This is a genomic window from Streptomyces sp. NPDC001933, from assembly GCF_042890955.1.
In the GTDB taxonomy this organism is placed as follows: Bacteria; Actinomycetota; Actinomycetes; order Streptomycetales; family Streptomycetaceae; genus Streptomyces.
This window is the reverse complement of sequence record NZ_JBIASS010000001.1, coordinates 371,585-387,351: the sequence shown is the minus strand read 5'-3', so window position 1 is coordinate 387,351 and position 15,767 is coordinate 371,585. Positions and strand designations below refer to the sequence as shown.

The window sequence follows — 15,767 nt, the reverse complement described above, 5'->3', positions numbered from 1 at the left end:
GTCCATTGTCCGGTACGGGGACGGCCCGCGGGGCCCCCGGCCCCGTCCGGGGCCGTCAGGAGGGCGTGCGCGCCGCCTCGGCGAGCAGTCGGGCGGTGTCCTGGGCGCAGAGCTGGAGCGCGCCGCCGACCGCGGTCAGCACCTCGCGCTCGGCCGGTCCGTACGGGCCGTCGGCGAGGGCGATCCGGGCGCCCTGGAGCAGAATCGATTCACGTCCGGCGGGGGCCAGGTGCGGGGCGAGGGGTTCCAGCGCCTCGTGCAGTTCGATGGCGAGGGCCGCTCCGCACGCCTCGGCCGCGGGGTCGAAGGCGGAGCCGTGGCCGGTGTCGGGGGCGAGGACCTCGACGACGGTGCGGAGCTGTTCCTCGGTGCAGTCCTCGAACCCGGCGCCGCGCACGATGACGGCCGCGGTCTCCAGCACCGTGCGGGAGGTGGTGCCGCCGGCCGCGAGGACGCCGAGCGCGACGGTGTGGACGGCGTCCCGGAGCATGGCGGAGAGCCGGGTGGTGGTGGGGTGGCCGAGCGCGTCGGTGCCGAAGTGCTCGCGGCAGGCGGCGCATTCGACGACGGGGCCCACGGTGCCGCGCCGCAGCATCGGCACACCGAGCACCGCGAAGCGCCGACGGCCGGTGAGACGGCGGTAGTTGCGGTCGCCGCCGCAGCCGGGGCAGAAGAACTCCCCGTCGCCGACGGGGTCCCAGACGGTGCGGATGCCACAGATACGCAGCTTCATGGCGCGTTGTCCCAGGCCTGGCCGCACGTCGCACACCTCCGTAACTCCCCCGTAGCCCTAAAAGCACGGGAGGTGCCCCCTCCGGCAACATTGCCGTGTGGACGTGATGTTAACCACAGTCGTGATGTGACGTCAGTACCTCGCTCGTCACAACCGCCCGGAGATGGCCGAACCCCGCCCCCCGGAAGCGGGTGGACGGGGTTTTCGGCCGTGCGGACGCGCGCCCTCGCGGGCGCCGGATCAGCGGGTGGCGCGGTTGACCGCGGAGACGACCGCCTTCAGCGAGGCCCGGGTGGTGTTGGCGTCGATGCCGATGCCCCACAGGACCTTTCCGTCGATCGCGCACTCGATGTACGAAGCGGCCTGGGAGCTGGCGCCCTCGCTCATGGTGTGCTCGGTGTAGTCCAGCAGACGGGCGTCGATGCCGATGGCCTGCAGCGCTTCGAAGAACGCGGAGATCGGTCCGTTGCCGGTGCCGGTCAGCACAGTGTCCGTGCCGTCCACGGTCGCCTCGACGGTGATCGTGTCCTTGCCGTCGGAGCCGGTGGTGGACTGGCCGGTGCGGATCTGTACGCGCCCCCATCGAGCCGCAGCGTTCTCCGGGTTCGGCAGGTACTCGTCGCGGAACGTGGACCAGATCTGCGTCGGCGTGACCTCGCCGCCCTCGGCATCCGTCTTGGCCTGAATGATCCGGGAGAATTCGATCTGCATCCGGCGCGGCAGGTCCAGCTTGTGGTCGTTCTTCAGGACATAGGCGATTCCGCCCTTGCCGGACTGCGAGTTGACCCGGATGACGGCCTCGTAGCTGCGACCGACGTCCTTCGGGTCGATCGGCAGGTACGGCACCGCCCACTCGATGTCGTCGACCGTCTTGCCCTGGGCGGCCGCGTCGGCCTCCATGGCGTCGAAGCCCTTCTTGATGGCGTCCTGGTGGGAGCCGGAGAAGGCGGTGTAGACCAGGTCGCCCGCGTAGGGGTGGCGCGGGTGGACCTCCATCTGGTTGCAGTACTCGCTGGTGCGGCGGATCTCGTCGATCTGCGAGAAGTCGATCTGCGGGTCGACGCCCTGCGAGAACAGGTTCATGCCCAGGGTCACCAGGTCGACGTTGCCGGTGCGCTCGCCCTGGCCGAACAGGCAGCCCTCGATCCGGTCCGCACCGGCCATGATGGCCAGCTCGGCGGCGGCGACGGCGGTGCCGCGGTCGTTGTGCGGGTGGACCGACAGGCAGACGAACTCGCGGCGCGACAGATTGCGCGACATCCACTCGAACCGGTCCGCGTGCGTGGACGGCGTCGAACGCTCCACGGTGGCGGGCAGGTTGAGGATGATCTCGCGGCCCTCCTCGGGCTGCCAGACGTCACAGACCGCCTCGCAGACCTCCAGGGCGAAGTCCAGCTCGGTGTCGGTGAAGATCTCGGGGCTGTACTGGTAGCCGAAGGTCGTCTCGGGGCCCAGCAGCTTCTCCGCGTACTCCATGACCAGCCGGGTGCCGTCCACGGCGATCTGCTTGATGTCGTCCTTGGAGCCGCGGAAGACGACCCGGCGGAAGGTGGGTGCCGTCGCGTTGTACAGGTGCACGGTGGCGCGGCGGGCGCCGACGACGGACTCGACGGTCCGCTCGATCAGGTCCTCGCGGGCCTGCGTCAGGACGGAGATCGTCACGTCCTCGGGGATCGCTCCCTCTTCGATGATGGAGCGGACGAACGCGAAGTCGGTCTCACCGGAGGACGGGAAGCCGACCTCGATCTCCTTGTAGCCCATGCGTACGAGCAGGTCGAACATCTCGCGCTTGCGGGCCGGTGACATCGGGTCGATCAGGGCCTGGTTGCCGTCGCGCAGATCGGTGGAGAGCCAGCGGGGAGCGACCGTGATCCGGTTGTCCGGCCAGGTGCGGTCCGGGATGTCGACGGCCTCGTAGCTGCCGTACTTGTGGATCGGCATCCCGGACGGCTTCTGCAGCTGAGTCGCGTTGGTGATCGGCGTCGGACGGCCGACAGCGGTTTCAGCGGGGGACTGAGCGGGATTTGCGGCGGTCATGGCGTACGGCTCCTCGGGATCCAACCAATGGGTCGGCCGACTGTGTCGCTGCAACACAAGACTCCGCGGGGAGGGGGTCGGCCTACGACTACAGGCCCTCGCCGCGGCAGCTAAGAAGAAGCAGCCCGAAACGCATGATGCGACGAGACTAACCGAGTGGCGCCTGATACGTCGGTCCCGTATCAGTATGCGGGACCGGGCGCAGGAAACGCCCAAGCGTGATCGATCACTCCATTTCGTCAATCCTGATCGCAACCAGTGACAACGCGATTACCTGCTGCCACAGTCGGCGGTATGCACCCTCAGTCACAGCACGGGTTCCGCCCCGTCTTCTGCACGATCGTGCCGCCCCAGGTCCTGGACAGGCTGTCGCAGTCCGACAACCCCGATCTCTCCGGTCCCGCCCGCCGCACCCTGGAGGGCGACGCGGCCCGCCGCACCCGCCGCCAGATGGCCACGGTCGTCACCGTGCCCGTCGCCCCCGCGCCCGACGGGGAAGCGTCCGACAAGCCCGAGCGCGTCCTGTACGACTGCCGCCACCGCACCAAGCTGCCCGGCACCAAGGTCCGCTCCGAGGGCCAGGACCCGACGAAGGACGCGAGCGTCAACCGCGCGTACGCGGGACTCGGCGCCACCTTCGAGCTGCTGCTCAAGGCGTACGGCCGCAGTTCGATCGACGGCAACGGACTGCCGCTGATCGGTTCCGTGCATTACGACGAGAAGTACAACAACGCCTTCTTCGACGGCGAGCAGATGGTCTTCGGCGACGGGGACGGCGAGATCTTCCTGGACTTCACCGTCGCCATCGACGTGATCGGCCACGAGCTGACCCACGGCCTGACCCAGTACACCGCCAATCTGAGCTACTACGGCCAGTCCGGAGCGCTCAACGAATCCATGTCCGACGTCTTCGGCTCCCTGGTCAAGCAGTACTCGCTGGGCCAGAGCGCCGACCGGGCCGACTGGCTGATCGGCGCCGGGCTGCTGGCGCCCCGCGTCCAGGGCGTCGCGCTGCGCTCGATGAAGGCGCCGGGCACGGCGTACGACGACGACGTGCTGGGCAAGGACCCGCAGCCCGCGAAGATGGAGGACTACATCCACACCAGCGAGGACAACGGCGGGGTGCACCTCAACTCGGGCATCCCGAACCGCGCGTTCTATCTGCTGGCGACGGCGCTCGGCGGCAATGCGTGGGAGCGCGCCGGGCAGCTCTGGTTCGATGTGCTCACAGGTGGTCAACTGGCCGTGGACGCGGACTTCGCGTCCTTCGCCCGTCTTACGGTCGCAGCGGCCCGCAGCCGCTTCGGCGAGGGCGACGAGGCCGAGGCCGTCCTGAAGGCATGGTCGGAAGTGGGCGTACCGACCGCGTAGGGCACGGACGTCCGGCGTTGGAGGGCATCGCATGCGGATTCAGGTCAGCAGGACCGGCGGCTTCGCCGGCATCGCACGCCACAGCGAGGTCGACACCGCCGGGCGGGACGACGCCCCGGAGTGGGAGGCACTGGCCGAGTCGGCGCTGGCCGCGGGCCACGACACCCCGCCCAAGGGGGTGCCGGACGGCTTCCGGTACCGGATCACGGTCGGCGACCGTACGGTCCACTGCGCGGACCCGAGGCTGACCGACGCCCAGCGGGCACTGGTCTCACGCGTCCTGAAGGAGGGCGCGTGAGACCGGCTTGCGCGTGAGGCCGGTCTCCGCGTGGGACGGGTCTCCGCGTGAGCCGGGTCGCCGGTTTCCGCCTGACCCGGGTCGCCGGTTTCCCTGTCGTCCGGCTCAGAACCCCAGCTTGCGCAGCTGCTTGGGATCGCGCTGCCAGTCCTTCGCGACCTTCACATGGAGGTCCAGGAAGACCGGTGTGCCGAGCAGGGCCTCGATGTGCTTGCGGGACTTGGTGCCGACGTCCTTCAGCCGCTTGCCCTTCGGGCCGATGATGATGCCCTTCTGGCTCGGGCGCTCGATGTAGACATTGGCGTGGATGTCGAGCAGCGGCTTGTCCGCCGGGCGGCCCTCGCGCGGCAGCATCTCCTCGACGACGACCGCGATGGAGTGCGGCAGCTCGTCCCGTACGCCTTCGAGCGCAGCCTCGCGGATCAGCTCCGCGACCATGACCATCTCGGGCTCGTCGGTGAGGTCGCCCTCCGGGTAGAGCGGCGGGCTCTCGGGGAGCAGCGGGGCGATCAGGTCGCCCAGCAGATCGACCTGCGTGTCCTTGACCGCGGAGACCGGAATGATCTCCGCCCACTCGAAGCCGAGCTCCTCGCCGAGGCGGGAGACGGCCAGCAGCTGTTCGGCGAGCTGCTTGGAGTCGACCAGGTCGGTCTTGGTGATGATGGCGATCTTCGGGGTCTTCTTGATGCCCGCGAGTTCCTTGACGATGTACTTGTCGCCGGGGCCGAGCTTCTGGTCGGCGGGCAGGCAGAAGCCGATGACGTCGACCTCGGCCCAGGTGGTGCGTACGACGTCGTTGAGCCGCTCGCCCAGCAGCGTGCGCGGCTTGTGGAGGCCGGGGGTGTCGACCAGGATCAGCTGCGCGTCGTCGCGGTGCACGATGCCGCGCACGGTGTGCCGGGTGGTCTGCGGCCGGTTGGAGGTGATCGCCACCTTCTGGCCGACCAGAGCGTTCGTGAGGGTGGACTTGCCCGCGTTGGGGCGGCCCACGAAGCAGGCGAAACCGGCCCGGTGGGGGGCCTTGCCCGCGGCCTGCTGCGCGGCGGCATCTGTGTCAGGTCGAACGCTCATGGCGCCCATTGTCCCCGATCCCGGCGGCCCCGCCGTACCAAGGGCCGCGGCGGGGCCTGTCGGATGTCGTCTCAGGCGGTGCGGGTACGGCCGCGGCGGGCCCGTATCCACAGCCCTGTACCGCCGCCGACGATCACCAGCAGGATCCCGGCCACCAGCCAGGGCAGGGCGAAGTACGAGGCGGTGGCGGACTCCCGGGTCTCGCGGGCGCTCGCGGTCAGCCGGATCTCGCCCCATTCCAGCTGCGGCGCGCCGGCCCACTGTTCGGTCAGCCGGACCTCCTGGCGGGGCAGCAGCTCGGAGGGGATCTTCTTCAGGTCGCGGGCGAGCAGGGTGCGGCCGAAGAGTCCCTCGGCCTTGAGGGCGACCTTGGGGCTGAGGGTGACATTGCCCCGGTTGTGGAGCGTGTACGAGATGACGGCCCGGCTCTTCCCGGTGCCGGGGACCAGCGGCTGGGTGTGCTCGACCCGGATGTCGTCCACGGAGAGCGCGGGCATGGTCGGGCCGTTCACCCGCAGATAGATCCGGGCGCCGACCGCCTTCTGGATGCCGACGGCGACGGCGCCGGCGTCGGCGGGGTCGATGCGCTCGTCGAGCGCGACGAGCGCGCCGGGGTGGTCGCCCGGTTCGGCGTTCTCGGGGACGGCGATGGTGACCGGGACGGTGACCGAGCCGTGCGGCTTCACGGTGACCCGGTCGCGGCCGGTCCTCGCCCAGGCGCCGATCGAGCGCTGCTTCTCGTCGCGGGTCCGTACGGCGAAGCCGCCGTCGCGGGCGGTGTTGTAGGCGTCGGCTGCGTACAGCCGGAAGGTCTGCGGCCGGTCCGTCTTGTTGGTGACGGTGACCTTGTCGTGGAGCGTGGCGCCCGGGTCGGCCGAGAGGAAGAAGTACGGGCGCTGACCGGCCCGTCCGGTGGCCGGGTAGACCGACCAGCTGCCGTTGTCCGCGGCGCCGGCGACGGGCGCGCCGGTCAGCAGGAGGACGCCGGCCAGGAGCAGTACGTAGATGTTGCGCACGGTGCGGAACCCCCGGGTGATGGTCGGGACGGCGGTCCGGGCGGGTGCGCGCCCGGTCCGCCGGTTGCTCAGGAGCGCTCGGGCCTCTCGGCCACGTGAGAGTGCCTCTCGGTCACGTGAGGGTGAGGGTGAGTACGCCGGAGTACGCGCCGGGGGCGGTGTACGCCGGTACGTTCAGCGCGAGCCGGGCGTCGACGGTGAACTCGCCGCCGGTGACGGTGCCGTTCGGCGTGGACGCCAGCGTGGCGCCCGCGCTGCCGACCGACCCCTCGGAACCCGCCGCACAGGTGCTCGGGCTGCCGGGCTTCGTCGCGCAGACCGGAGTCCAGGAGAGTGCGGACGCGCCGATCGTCGCGCCGCCGGGGCCCTGGAAGTCGGTGACCTTTCCGGTCAGGGACCAGCCCGCGGGGCCGCCGCGGAAGTCCTCGACCGTCACCGTCTGCAGGGAGCCGCGGGAGGCGCCGCCCCGGCCGAAGTCGACCGCCGACATCTCGACACTGTCCCCGGCCTGGACCATGGAGAGTGTGCCCGCCCTGATGGAGGTGTTGAGCTGCTGGCTGCCGTCCGGGGTCTCGCCGCCGCCACCGGTGACGGTGTAGGCCTGCGGGCCGGCACCCTTGGCCGGGTCCCAGGCGCCGCCCTCGTAGGCGACGATGCCGGTGGTCGCCGGGTCGCTGACGGTGAGCCGGCCGCTGAAGCCGCCGGAGCCGTCCGCCTTCACCGTGGCCGTGTCGGCGGTCTGGGTGTCACCGGCCCGGCCGGCGAGGGTGATGTCCGCGCCCGGGGTGAACTTCGACCCGTTGACGGCGACCTCGTCGCCCGCCTTGCCGGACGCGGCCCCGAGCTGGATGGCACGCTCGTTGACCTGGCCGCCGTCGTCCGTCGCGATGATCGTCTCGGAGACGGGGGCGGGCGGGTCGATCACGGTGCAGGGCGTGTCCAGCTCCATGATGTAGCTGGTGTGGATGTTGTAGTCGCCGGGCGACAGGGTGATCGAGCCGGGCGCCGTGACCGTGAAGGTGCCGGTCATCGAGAACGACGGGAAGGTGCCCTTGCCGGGTACCGGGTCGTTCTTCTTCGGGCCCGCGACGGTGACGCTCGCGCTCTGCGCACCGCCGACGGTGACCTTGCCGGTCGGCGTCATGATGTCGGCGGGCAGCGCCAGATCGACCGGGTTGCTCGCGGCGGCTTCGACGACGGTGTACGTGACCGTGACCGTGTCGCCCACCTTCGGGGCGGCGTTGTCGACGGTGATCGAGGCCTTCGTCGTACCGTCGATCGGCGGGATGCCCGCGATGGCCGGCGGGATGCAGTGGGTGGGGAAGTCCACCGGCACCGAGGCGGTGACCATGGCCTGCGCGGGGGCCGCGAGCCCCCCTCCCCCGGCCACGACGAGCGCGCCGACACCGAGCGCGGCGGCCCAGCGGTGGCGGTGTCCGGGCCGTCTTGGGACGCCGGATCTTCGCATGCTGATTCTTCGGACGGTCGGACGCATGGAGCCCCCTCCTGCGGATGCGGCGCAGCGGCTCTCCGCGCCGACGGGGGCCCATTGACGGCTCCGGCCGAAAAGAAGTCAATGGAAGCGAAATGCGTCGACTGATGGTCCATCAGATGCTGTCAAGATCCCTGTGCCGGAGGGATCTCGACCGCATCCGTCGTCAGCCGGCCGTCACACTGATCCGCAGGGTGCCGTCGGGCCCGGCGAGCAGGACGGGGGTGTCCGGGCCGCCCAGGTCCCTTACCGCGGCGCGGTCCTCGTCCGAGGGGGTCTCGGCCTCGGAGACGACCGCGGCCGCCTCCAGGGAGGTGGCCCCGCTGGCCACGGCCATCGCCACGGCTGTCTGCAGCGCGCTGAGCTTCAGCGACTCCAGCCGTACGGTGCCCGCGACATACGTACGTCCGGTCTCGTCCCGTACGGCCGCGCCCTCCGGCACACCGTTGCGGGCGCGGGCGCTGCGCGCCAGCGTGACGATCTTGCGGTCCTCGGCGCCGAGGTCGGTGCTCTCAGTCATGTGCCGAGCATACGAACCGGGCGCGCGGGCACTCGCACGGGACGGCCCCTACGGCCGGTCGAGCCGCAGCCGGTCCGCCTTCGGCAGCCCCGCCACCACCAGGTCGTAGGAGTCCTCGATCAGCTCGCGGAGCACCCGGTCCGGCACCCCGGACACCGTCACCGTGTTCCAGTGCCGCTTGTTCATGTGCCAGCCCGGCACCACCGCGTCGTACTTCTCCCGCAGCCGCACCGCCTCGTCCGGGTCGCACTTCAGGTTCACCGTCAGCGGCCGGGCGTCCAGCGCGCTGAGCGCGAACATCTTGCCGAGCACCTTGAAGACGGAGGTCTCCGGCCCGAACGGGAACTCCTCGGCGCTCGCGTTGAACTCCAGGCAGAACGCCCGCAGCTGCTGCGGAGTCATCCCTCGTCCTCCCCCTGGGCCGCCACGGGCTCCACCAGCACCGTGACGATCTTGTTGCGGCGGCCCGCCGGGGACTCCGCGGTCAGCCGCAGCCGGCGGCCGTCGGGCAGGTCGACGACGGCCGAGGCCCCGGCGATCGGGACCCGCCCGAGCGCCTTGGCCAGCAGTCCGCCGACGGTCTCCACGTCCTCGTCGTCGTACTCGTCGAGGCCGAACAGCTCCCCGAGGTCGCCGATGTCGAGGCGCGCGGTCACCCGGAAGTTGTCGCTCCCCAGTTCCTGGACGGGCGGGAGTTCGCGGTCGTACTCGTCGGTGATCTCGCCGACGATCTCTTCGAGGATGTCCTCGATGGTGACGATGCCGGCCGTGCCGCCGTACTCGTCGATCACGACAGCGACGTGGTTGCGTTCCTGCTGCATCTCGCGCAGCAGGTCACCGGCGTTCTTGGTGTCGGGCACGAAGGACGCCGGCCGCATCGCGGTGGAGACCACATCGGCCTCCGACTCGCGGTTGATGTGTGTCTTGCGGACCAGGTCCTTGAGATACACGATGCCGACGATGTCGTCCTCGTTCTCCCCGGTGACCGGGATCCTCGAGAAACCTGAGCGCAGGGCCAGCGTCAGCGCCTGCCGGATCGTCTTGTAGCGCTCGATGCAGACCAGGTCCGTCCGCGGCACCATGACCTCGCGCACGAGCGTGTCACCGAGCTCGAAGACGGAGTGCACCATGCGGCGCTCCTCGTCCTCGATGAGCGACTCCGCCTCGGCGAGGTCGACCATCGCGCGCAGTTCCGCCTCGCTGGCGAACGGGCCCTTGCGGAATCCCTTGCCCGGGGTCAGCGCGTTGCCGATGAGGATCAGCAGCTGCGGGATCGGACCCATGACCCTGGCCAGCGGCAGCAGGACGTACGCCGCGGCGGTGGCCGTGTTCAGCGGGTGCTGGCGGCCGATGGTGCGCGGCGAGACCCCGATGGCGACGTAGGAGACGAGGACCATCACGCCCATGGCAACGGCCAGCGCCTCCCAGGTCTCGGGGAATTCCTTCAGGCAGGCGTACGTGACGAGCACCGCGGCCGACATCTCGCAGGCGACCCGCACCAGCAGGGCGACGTTGAGATAGCGGGTCGGGTCCGCCGCGACCTGCTCCAGCTTCCCGCTGCCGCGCCGCCCGGAGCGGACCGCCTCGGCGGCCCGGAAGCTGGAGACCCGGGCGATGCCCGCCTCCGCGCAGGCCGCCAGCCAGCCGACGACGACCAGCAGAACGGCCCCGAGAACGAGAGGAACGCTCACGAGACGGTGGGGGCGGGCGACGGGCCGGTCAGGCCGTGCTCGGCGCGCCAGCCGTCGACGATCGCGGCCTGGAGCCCGAACATCTCGGCCTTCTCGTCCGGCTCCTCGTGGTCGTACCCGAGGAGGTGCAGCACCCCGTGGACGGTGAGGAGCTGGAGCTCCTCGTCCATGGAGTGCCGGGTCTCCGCGTCCTCGCCCTGCTTCTTGGCGACCTCCGGGCAGAGCACGATGTCACCGAGGAGCCCCTGCGGGGGCTCCTCGTCGTCCTTGGCCGGCGGACGCAGCTCGTCCATCGGGAAGGACATGACATCGGTCGGGCCAGGGAGGTCCATCCACTGGATGTGGAGCTGTTCCATGGCGTCGGTGTCCACCACGATCACCGAGAGCTCGGAGAGCGGGTGGATCCGCATCCGCGCGAGCGCGTAGCGGGCGATGTCGAGGATCGCCTGCTCGTCGACCTCGGTTCCGGACTCGTTGTTGACGTCGATCGACATGGTGCGCTGCGACTACTTCCGTTTGTGGCTGTCTCGGTTGTCGTACTTCTCGTACGCGTCGACGATACGGCCGACGAGCTTGTGCCGGACGACATCCTGGGAGGTGAGCCGGGAGAAGTGCACGTCCTCGACGCCGTCCAGAATCTCCTGGACCTGGCGCAGACCGCTCTTGGTGCCGTTCGGCAGGTCGACCTGGGTGACGTCACCGGTGATGACGATCTTCGAGTCGAAGCCGAGCCGGGTCAGGAACATCTTCATCTGCTCGGCGCTGGTGTTCTGCGCCTCGTCGAGGATGATGAACGCGTCATTGAGCGTACGGCCGCGCATGTACGCCAGCGGCGCCACCTCGATCGTGCCCGCCGCCATCAGCCGCGGGATCGAGTCGGGGTCGAGCATGTCGTGCAGCGCGTCGTAGAGCGGGCGCAGGTACGGGTCGATCTTCTCGTAGAGCGTGCCGGGCAGGAAGCCGAGCCGCTCGCCCGCCTCGACGGCGGGACGGGTCAGGATGATCCGGTTGACCTGCTTGGACTGCAGGGCCTGGACGGCCTTCGCCATGGCGAGATAGGTCTTGCCGGTACCGGCGGGGCCGATGCCGAAGACGACCGTGTGCTTGTCGATCGCGTCGACGTAGCGCTTCTGGTTGAGCGTCTTGGGGCGGATCGTGCGACCGCGGCTGGAGAGGATGTTCTGCGTGAGCACCTCGGCCGGGGTCTCCTCGCCGTCCCCCTCCCCGTTCTCAGTCGCCCTGAGCATGGCGATCGAGCGTTCCACTGCGTCCTCCGTCATCGGCTGACCGGTGCGGAGCACCAGCATCATCTCGTCGAACAGGCGCTGGATCAGCGCGACTTCCGTCGCGTCTCCGGCGGCGCTGACCTCGTTTCCCCGGACGTGGATGTCGGCCGCCGGGAAGGCCTTCTCGATCACGCGCAGCAAGGCGTCGCCTGAGCCCAGGACGGTCACCATCGGATGGCTGGCAGGGACGGTGAAGTGGGCTCGCGCCTGCCTCGGCGCAGGGGTCTGGGCTGTGGGTGTCTGAGTCATGGGCCGGCTCTGTGGCCTGCACATACCTCCCGTTGCAAGGTCCTCGCCGATCGACAACCTCTCGGATTACCAAGCCTACGACTCCGCACCGACAACACCGAGAGCTTTTTCGCACAGGCTCGCGAACGGGTGCGCCCGTTGGTGGTGCGCCCCTGCCCTCGGTGGTGCGCCCCTCGGTCAGGCGGGGTGACGGAAGCCGATCGTCGGGACCGCCCGGCGCAGCGGCCAGGGCCGGGCGGCGGCAGGCAGCAGCTCGTCCAGGAAGGCGTACCGCTGGAGCGCGGCCGGGTCCTGGCCGGCGACGGTGCGGATCTGCTGCCACCATGCGGCGATCTCCGCCCAGCCCGGCGCCGACAGCGATCCGCCGAACTCCTGGACCGAGAGCGCGGCGGTCAGTCCGGCGAAGGCCAGCCGGTCGGCCAGCGGCCAGTCCGCCAGGGTCCCGGTGACGAAACCGGCGACGAAGACGTCGCCCGCACCGGTCGGGTCGAGCGCCTCGACCTCGATCGCGGGCACCTCGGCGCTCGCCCCGGTCGCCGAGTCCACCGCGTAGGCGCCCTCCGCGCCCAGGGTGACCACGGCGAGCGGCACGCGCTCGGCCAGGGCGTGGGCGGCGGCGCGCGGGCAGTCGGTGCGGGTGTAGCGCATCGCCTCCTCCGCGTTGGGCAGGAAGGCCTGGCAGTGCTCCAGGTCGGTGAGGGCGTCCAGGTCCCAGCGGCCGGTCTCGTCCCAGCCGACGTCGGCGAAGATCCGGGCGCCGTTGCGGGCCGCGGTGGCCACCCAGGGCTCGCTGCGGCCGGGGGCGAGCGAGGCGACGGCGGCCCGCGCGCGCGGCGGGCAGCACGGGAACACCTGTTCCCCGGTGGGGACCGCGGGGCCGGGGGCCTCGTGGCCGTGCGAGACCATCGTCCGCTCGCCCTCGTACGCCATCGAGACGGTCACCGGCGAGTGCCAGCCGGGGACGGTGTGCGACATGGACAGGTCGATGCCCTCGCCCTGCTCCAGGGCGTCCCAGCAGTACTCCCCGTAGTGGTCGTCGCCGAACGCGGCGGCCAGCGAGGTGTGCAGCCCCAGTCTCGCCAGGGCGGTCGCCATGTTGGCGACCCCGCCGGGGCTGGAGCCCATGCCGCGCGCCCAGGACTCGGTGCCGCGCACCGGGGCGCTGTCGAGGCCGGTGAAGATGATGTCGAGGAAGACCGTGCCGGTGAGGAAGACGTCGCAGGCCGGGTCCTGCGGGGCGCGCAGCCCGCCCAGTGGGTCGATACCTGGGATGTCCGCTGGGATGTCTGTACTCACCTTGCACTCCCCGGTCGTGGCAGATCCGGCCAGTGTGCCCGATTCACCGCCGTAACCGGAGGGCGCGCGCCGTCGGCCGCGAAGGGCCCGGCACCTCACATGCGGTCCCCGACCTGCATAAACATGCGCTGCTACCCGGACCTCCGGAAGGTAAACGCGCAAGTGACCCAGATCACACTGGGGTGGCTTTCGGTCGACTGGCCGCAGTTGATACAAATTGGCCCGCGAGCCCCGTCGGTGACAGTTACCGAAGAGTGGCCCGAATTCCCCGTATTTCCCGCATTGCCCTCCCCTGCCTTTCCGCATCACCCTCCCCTGCCTTCTCTGCCGTCCCAGGCATGTCTTCAGGAACGCCCATGTCCTCGCGCCCTCGCGCCGCGTGGCCCCTGGTCGCCGTGTTCACCGCCGGTTACCTCGCCGCCTATCTGCTCCCCACCATCGTCGGGCGGCTCTCCGTCTATCTCGGCCTCAGTACGGCGCAGGCGGGGCTGGTCGGCAGTGCCCTGCTGCTGAGTTCGGCGACCGCCGGGTTCACGCTGGCGGGCCGGGTCGAGACGTACGGGCCGCGGCGGCCTGCCCGGATCGGGCTGGTGCTGGCCACGGTGGGGTACGGCTGCGCCGCCCTGGCCGGGTCGGTGCCGCTGGTGGTCATGGGCGCGATGATCGGCGGCCTCGGTTCCGGTACGGCGACCGCGGTGGCCGCCGCGGGCATCGCCGCCCAGCGCGATCCGCACCGGACCTCGTCGCTCGGGCTGCTCAGCGTCTCCGCGACGGCGGGCGCCCTCTATCTGACGATCCCGCACCTCGGCGGCGGCCACCGGCTGCCGTTCGCCTCGATCGCCCTGGTCGCCCTGCTCGTCTGGCCCGCCACGGCACGGCTCGGCGGCGTCACGCCCACCGGACCCGCCGCCCCGGTCGCGGGCCGGCTGCCGCACCGCCGTTCCGGTCTGGTGCTCGCGGGCGGCATGCTCGTCTGGTCGATGGCGCAGAACGCGCTGTGGGGTGTCAGCAGCCGGATCGGGGTGTCCCAGGTCGGCCTCTCCGAGGTCACCATCGGCGCGGTGTTCGCCGCCGCGCTCGGTGCGGGTCTGCTCGGGGTGATGGGCGCCGGGATGCTGGGCGCCCGGCTCGGCCGGGCGGTGCCGATCGGCATGGGCACCGTGATCATCGCGGCGAGCATCGTGCTCAGTTCCTCGGCCGGGAACCTCGGCCAGTTCGCGACCGGCGAGATCCTCTGGAACACGGTCTACCCCGTGGTCCTGTCGTACCTGATCGGCCTGGCCGCCTCCCTGGACGTACGCGGCCGCTGGGCGGTCCTCGCGGGCTCCGCCTCGTCCGTCGGGGTGGCCTGCGGGCCGGTACTGGGCAGTGTGCTGTCCGAGCAGGCCGGGTACCCGGTCATGGGCCTGATCCTGGGCGCCGTCACGCTGCTGGTCGCGGCCCCGGTCACGGCCGTCGCCCTGCACACCGGCGGCCGTCCGCTGGTGCCGGGATCGGTGCGCCGCAGGGGCGGCGCCCCGGCCGCGCTGCTCGCCGTCACCACCGGAGCGGTGCCCGGCGCCGTACCCAAGCTGGGCGCGCCCGAGCAGGCCGTCACGGAGATCAGCCTGCCGGTGCGCCGCAGGCGCCCGGTCCGGACCGCGTTCCGGACGGCCGGCCCGGCGGGCGGAGCCGGTCAGTCGAACGCGTACGCGTCGACCTCGGACAGGTAGCGCGCCCTGCGCTCCTCGTCGTGGTCGAGGAAGGCCGCCTCGAAGGAGTTGCGGGCCAGGGTGCGCAGCCGCTCCTGGTCCAGGTCGAGCGCCTCGTGGACGGCGTGGAAGGTGTCCCCGACGTATCCGCCGAAGTAGGCGGGGTCGTCGGAGTTCACCGTGCAGAGCAGTCCGGCGTCCATCATGGCCCGCAGCGGGTGCTCCTCCAGGGTGTCGATGGCGCGCAGCCGTACGTTGGACAGCGGGCAGAGGGTGAGCGGCACCCGGTCCGCGACCAGCCGCTCCACCAGCTCCGGGTCCTCCATGCAGCGCAGCCCGTGGTCGATGCGCTCGACCCCGAGGACGTCCAGCGCCTCCCGGATGTACTCGGGCGGGCCCTCCTCGCCGGCGTGGGCGACCTTGCGCAGCCCGAGTGCCGCGGCCGCCTCGTACACCTCGCGGAACTTGACGGGCGGATGGCCGACCTCCGCCGAGTCCAGGCCGACAGCGCTGATCCGGTGGAGATGCGGCATCGCCGCCTCCAGGGTCGCCATCGCCGAGTCGGCGGACTCGTCGCGCAGGAAGCACATGATCAGCTGGGTGGAGATGCCGTGCCTCTCCTCGCTGCGGTCCAGCGCCCGGCCGAGCCCCTCGACGACGGTGCTGATCGAAACGCCCCGGGCGGTGTGCGCCTGCGGGTCGAAGAAGATCTCCGCGTGCCGGACGCCCTGGGCGGCGGCGCGGGCGAGGTACGCGTCGGCGAGCTCCTCGAAGTCCTGCTCGGTCCGGAGCACCGCCATCAGCGCGTAGTACAGGTCGAGGAAGCTCTGCAGGTCGTCGAAGAGGTAGGCGGTGCGCAGCGCTTCGGTGTCCGCGTACGGCAGCTCCACGCCGTTGCGTGCGGCGAGCGCGAAGGCCAGCTCGGGTTCGAGGGTGCCTTCGATGTGGAGGTGGAGCTCGGCTTTGGGGAGGGGCACGGGTTTTTCACGCTCACAGACGGTGGTGCTGGTGTGGTG

Annotated in this window: 15 protein-coding genes; 3 read left to right on the top strand and 12 right to left on the bottom strand. The window is 70.9% G+C overall.

Annotated features, from left to right (window positions below; genetic code table 11):
* Positions 1-55: 55 nt before the first annotated feature.
* Both ACFYY7_RS01625 and leuA read right to left on the bottom strand, forming a co-directional pair.
* Entirely contained in the window at positions 56-733 is a 678-nt protein-coding gene (locus ACFYY7_RS01625; protein ID WP_388655692.1) for a TerB family tellurite resistance protein, read from the bottom strand.
* A gap of 240 nt (positions 734-973) precedes the next feature.
* Positions 974-2,770 (bottom strand): 2-isopropylmalate synthase, encoded by a 1,797-nt coding sequence (gene leuA / locus ACFYY7_RS01620; RefSeq protein WP_388655690.1) that lies wholly within the window; start codon positions 2,768-2,770, stop codon positions 974-976.
* Positions 2,771-3,064: 294 nt separating this feature from the next.
* Between leuA and ACFYY7_RS01615 the strand changes: the two genes are divergently transcribed.
* On the top strand, positions 3,065-4,141 hold the full coding sequence (locus ACFYY7_RS01615) for a M4 family metallopeptidase (protein WP_388655688.1): 1,077 nt from the start codon (positions 3,065-3,067) through the stop codon (positions 4,139-4,141).
* Positions 4,142-4,172: 31 nt separating this feature from the next.
* Positions 4,173-4,439, top strand: a complete 267-nt coding sequence (locus ACFYY7_RS01610; RefSeq protein ID WP_266733137.1) for a protealysin inhibitor emfourin — start codon at positions 4,173-4,175, stop codon at positions 4,437-4,439.
* Positions 4,440-4,544: 105 nt separating this feature from the next.
* On the opposite strand, the gene era is transcribed toward ACFYY7_RS01610, so the two are convergent.
* The 9 genes from era to ACFYY7_RS01565 all read right to left on the bottom strand — a co-directional run bounded on the left by era (position 4,545) and on the right by ACFYY7_RS01565 (position 13,048).
* Complete coding sequence (era, locus tag ACFYY7_RS01605; RefSeq protein ID WP_266733136.1) at positions 4,545-5,519, bottom strand: GTPase Era; 975 nt, start codon at positions 5,517-5,519, stop codon at positions 4,545-4,547.
* Between the two features lie 62 nt (positions 5,520-5,581).
* Positions 5,582-6,526 carry a WxL protein peptidoglycan domain-containing protein gene (locus ACFYY7_RS01600; protein ID WP_388655686.1) on the bottom strand — a complete coding sequence of 315 codons (945 nt, stop codon included), beginning with the start codon at positions 6,524-6,526 and terminating at the stop codon, positions 5,582-5,584.
* Positions 6,527-6,638: 112 nt separating this feature from the next.
* Positions 6,639-7,994, bottom strand: a complete 1,356-nt coding sequence (locus ACFYY7_RS01595; protein WP_388657077.1) for a beta-xylosidase — start codon at positions 7,992-7,994, stop codon at positions 6,639-6,641.
* 190 nt (positions 7,995-8,184) lie between these two features.
* On the bottom strand, positions 8,185-8,538 hold the full coding sequence (locus ACFYY7_RS01590; protein WP_388655684.1) for a cytidine deaminase: 354 nt from the start codon (positions 8,536-8,538) through the stop codon (positions 8,185-8,187).
* A gap of 48 nt (positions 8,539-8,586) precedes the next feature.
* Positions 8,587-8,940: an MmcQ/YjbR family DNA-binding protein gene (locus tag ACFYY7_RS01585; RefSeq protein WP_351251266.1), complete on the bottom strand. Its 354-nt coding sequence runs from the start codon at positions 8,938-8,940 to the stop codon at positions 8,587-8,589.
* Positions 8,937-10,229, bottom strand: a complete 1,293-nt coding sequence (locus tag ACFYY7_RS01580) for a hemolysin family protein (protein ID WP_388655682.1) — start codon at positions 10,227-10,229, stop codon at positions 8,937-8,939. Before ACFYY7_RS01580 ends, ACFYY7_RS01585 begins: the two co-directional genes overlap by 4 nt.
* Positions 10,226-10,723, bottom strand: coding sequence for an rRNA maturation RNase YbeY (gene ybeY, locus ACFYY7_RS01575; RefSeq protein WP_072483570.1), 498 nt, complete (start codon positions 10,721-10,723; stop codon positions 10,226-10,228). The genes ACFYY7_RS01580 and ybeY overlap by 4 nt, the downstream gene beginning before the upstream one ends.
* 12 nt (positions 10,724-10,735) lie before the next feature.
* Positions 10,736-11,764 (bottom strand): PhoH family protein, encoded by a 1,029-nt coding sequence (locus ACFYY7_RS01570; protein ID WP_388655680.1) that lies wholly within the window; start codon positions 11,762-11,764, stop codon positions 10,736-10,738.
* A gap of 177 nt (positions 11,765-11,941) precedes the next feature.
* Positions 11,942-13,048, bottom strand: a complete 1,107-nt coding sequence (locus tag ACFYY7_RS01565; protein WP_388657074.1) for a carbohydrate kinase family protein — start codon at positions 13,046-13,048, stop codon at positions 11,942-11,944.
* A gap of 368 nt (positions 13,049-13,416) precedes the next feature.
* Between ACFYY7_RS01565 and ACFYY7_RS01560 the strand changes: the two genes are divergently transcribed.
* On the top strand, positions 13,417-14,772 hold the full coding sequence (locus ACFYY7_RS01560) for an MFS transporter (protein WP_388655679.1): 1,356 nt from the start codon (positions 13,417-13,419) through the stop codon (positions 14,770-14,772).
* On the opposite strand, the gene ACFYY7_RS01555 is transcribed toward ACFYY7_RS01560, so the two are convergent.
* The gene (locus tag ACFYY7_RS01555) at positions 14,736-15,728 is read right to left on the bottom strand and encodes an adenosine deaminase (protein WP_388655677.1); all 993 of its coding nucleotides are present in this window, start codon (positions 15,726-15,728) and stop codon (positions 14,736-14,738) included. The genes ACFYY7_RS01560 and ACFYY7_RS01555 overlap by 37 nt on opposite strands.
* Between the last annotated feature and the right edge of the window lie 39 nt (positions 15,729-15,767).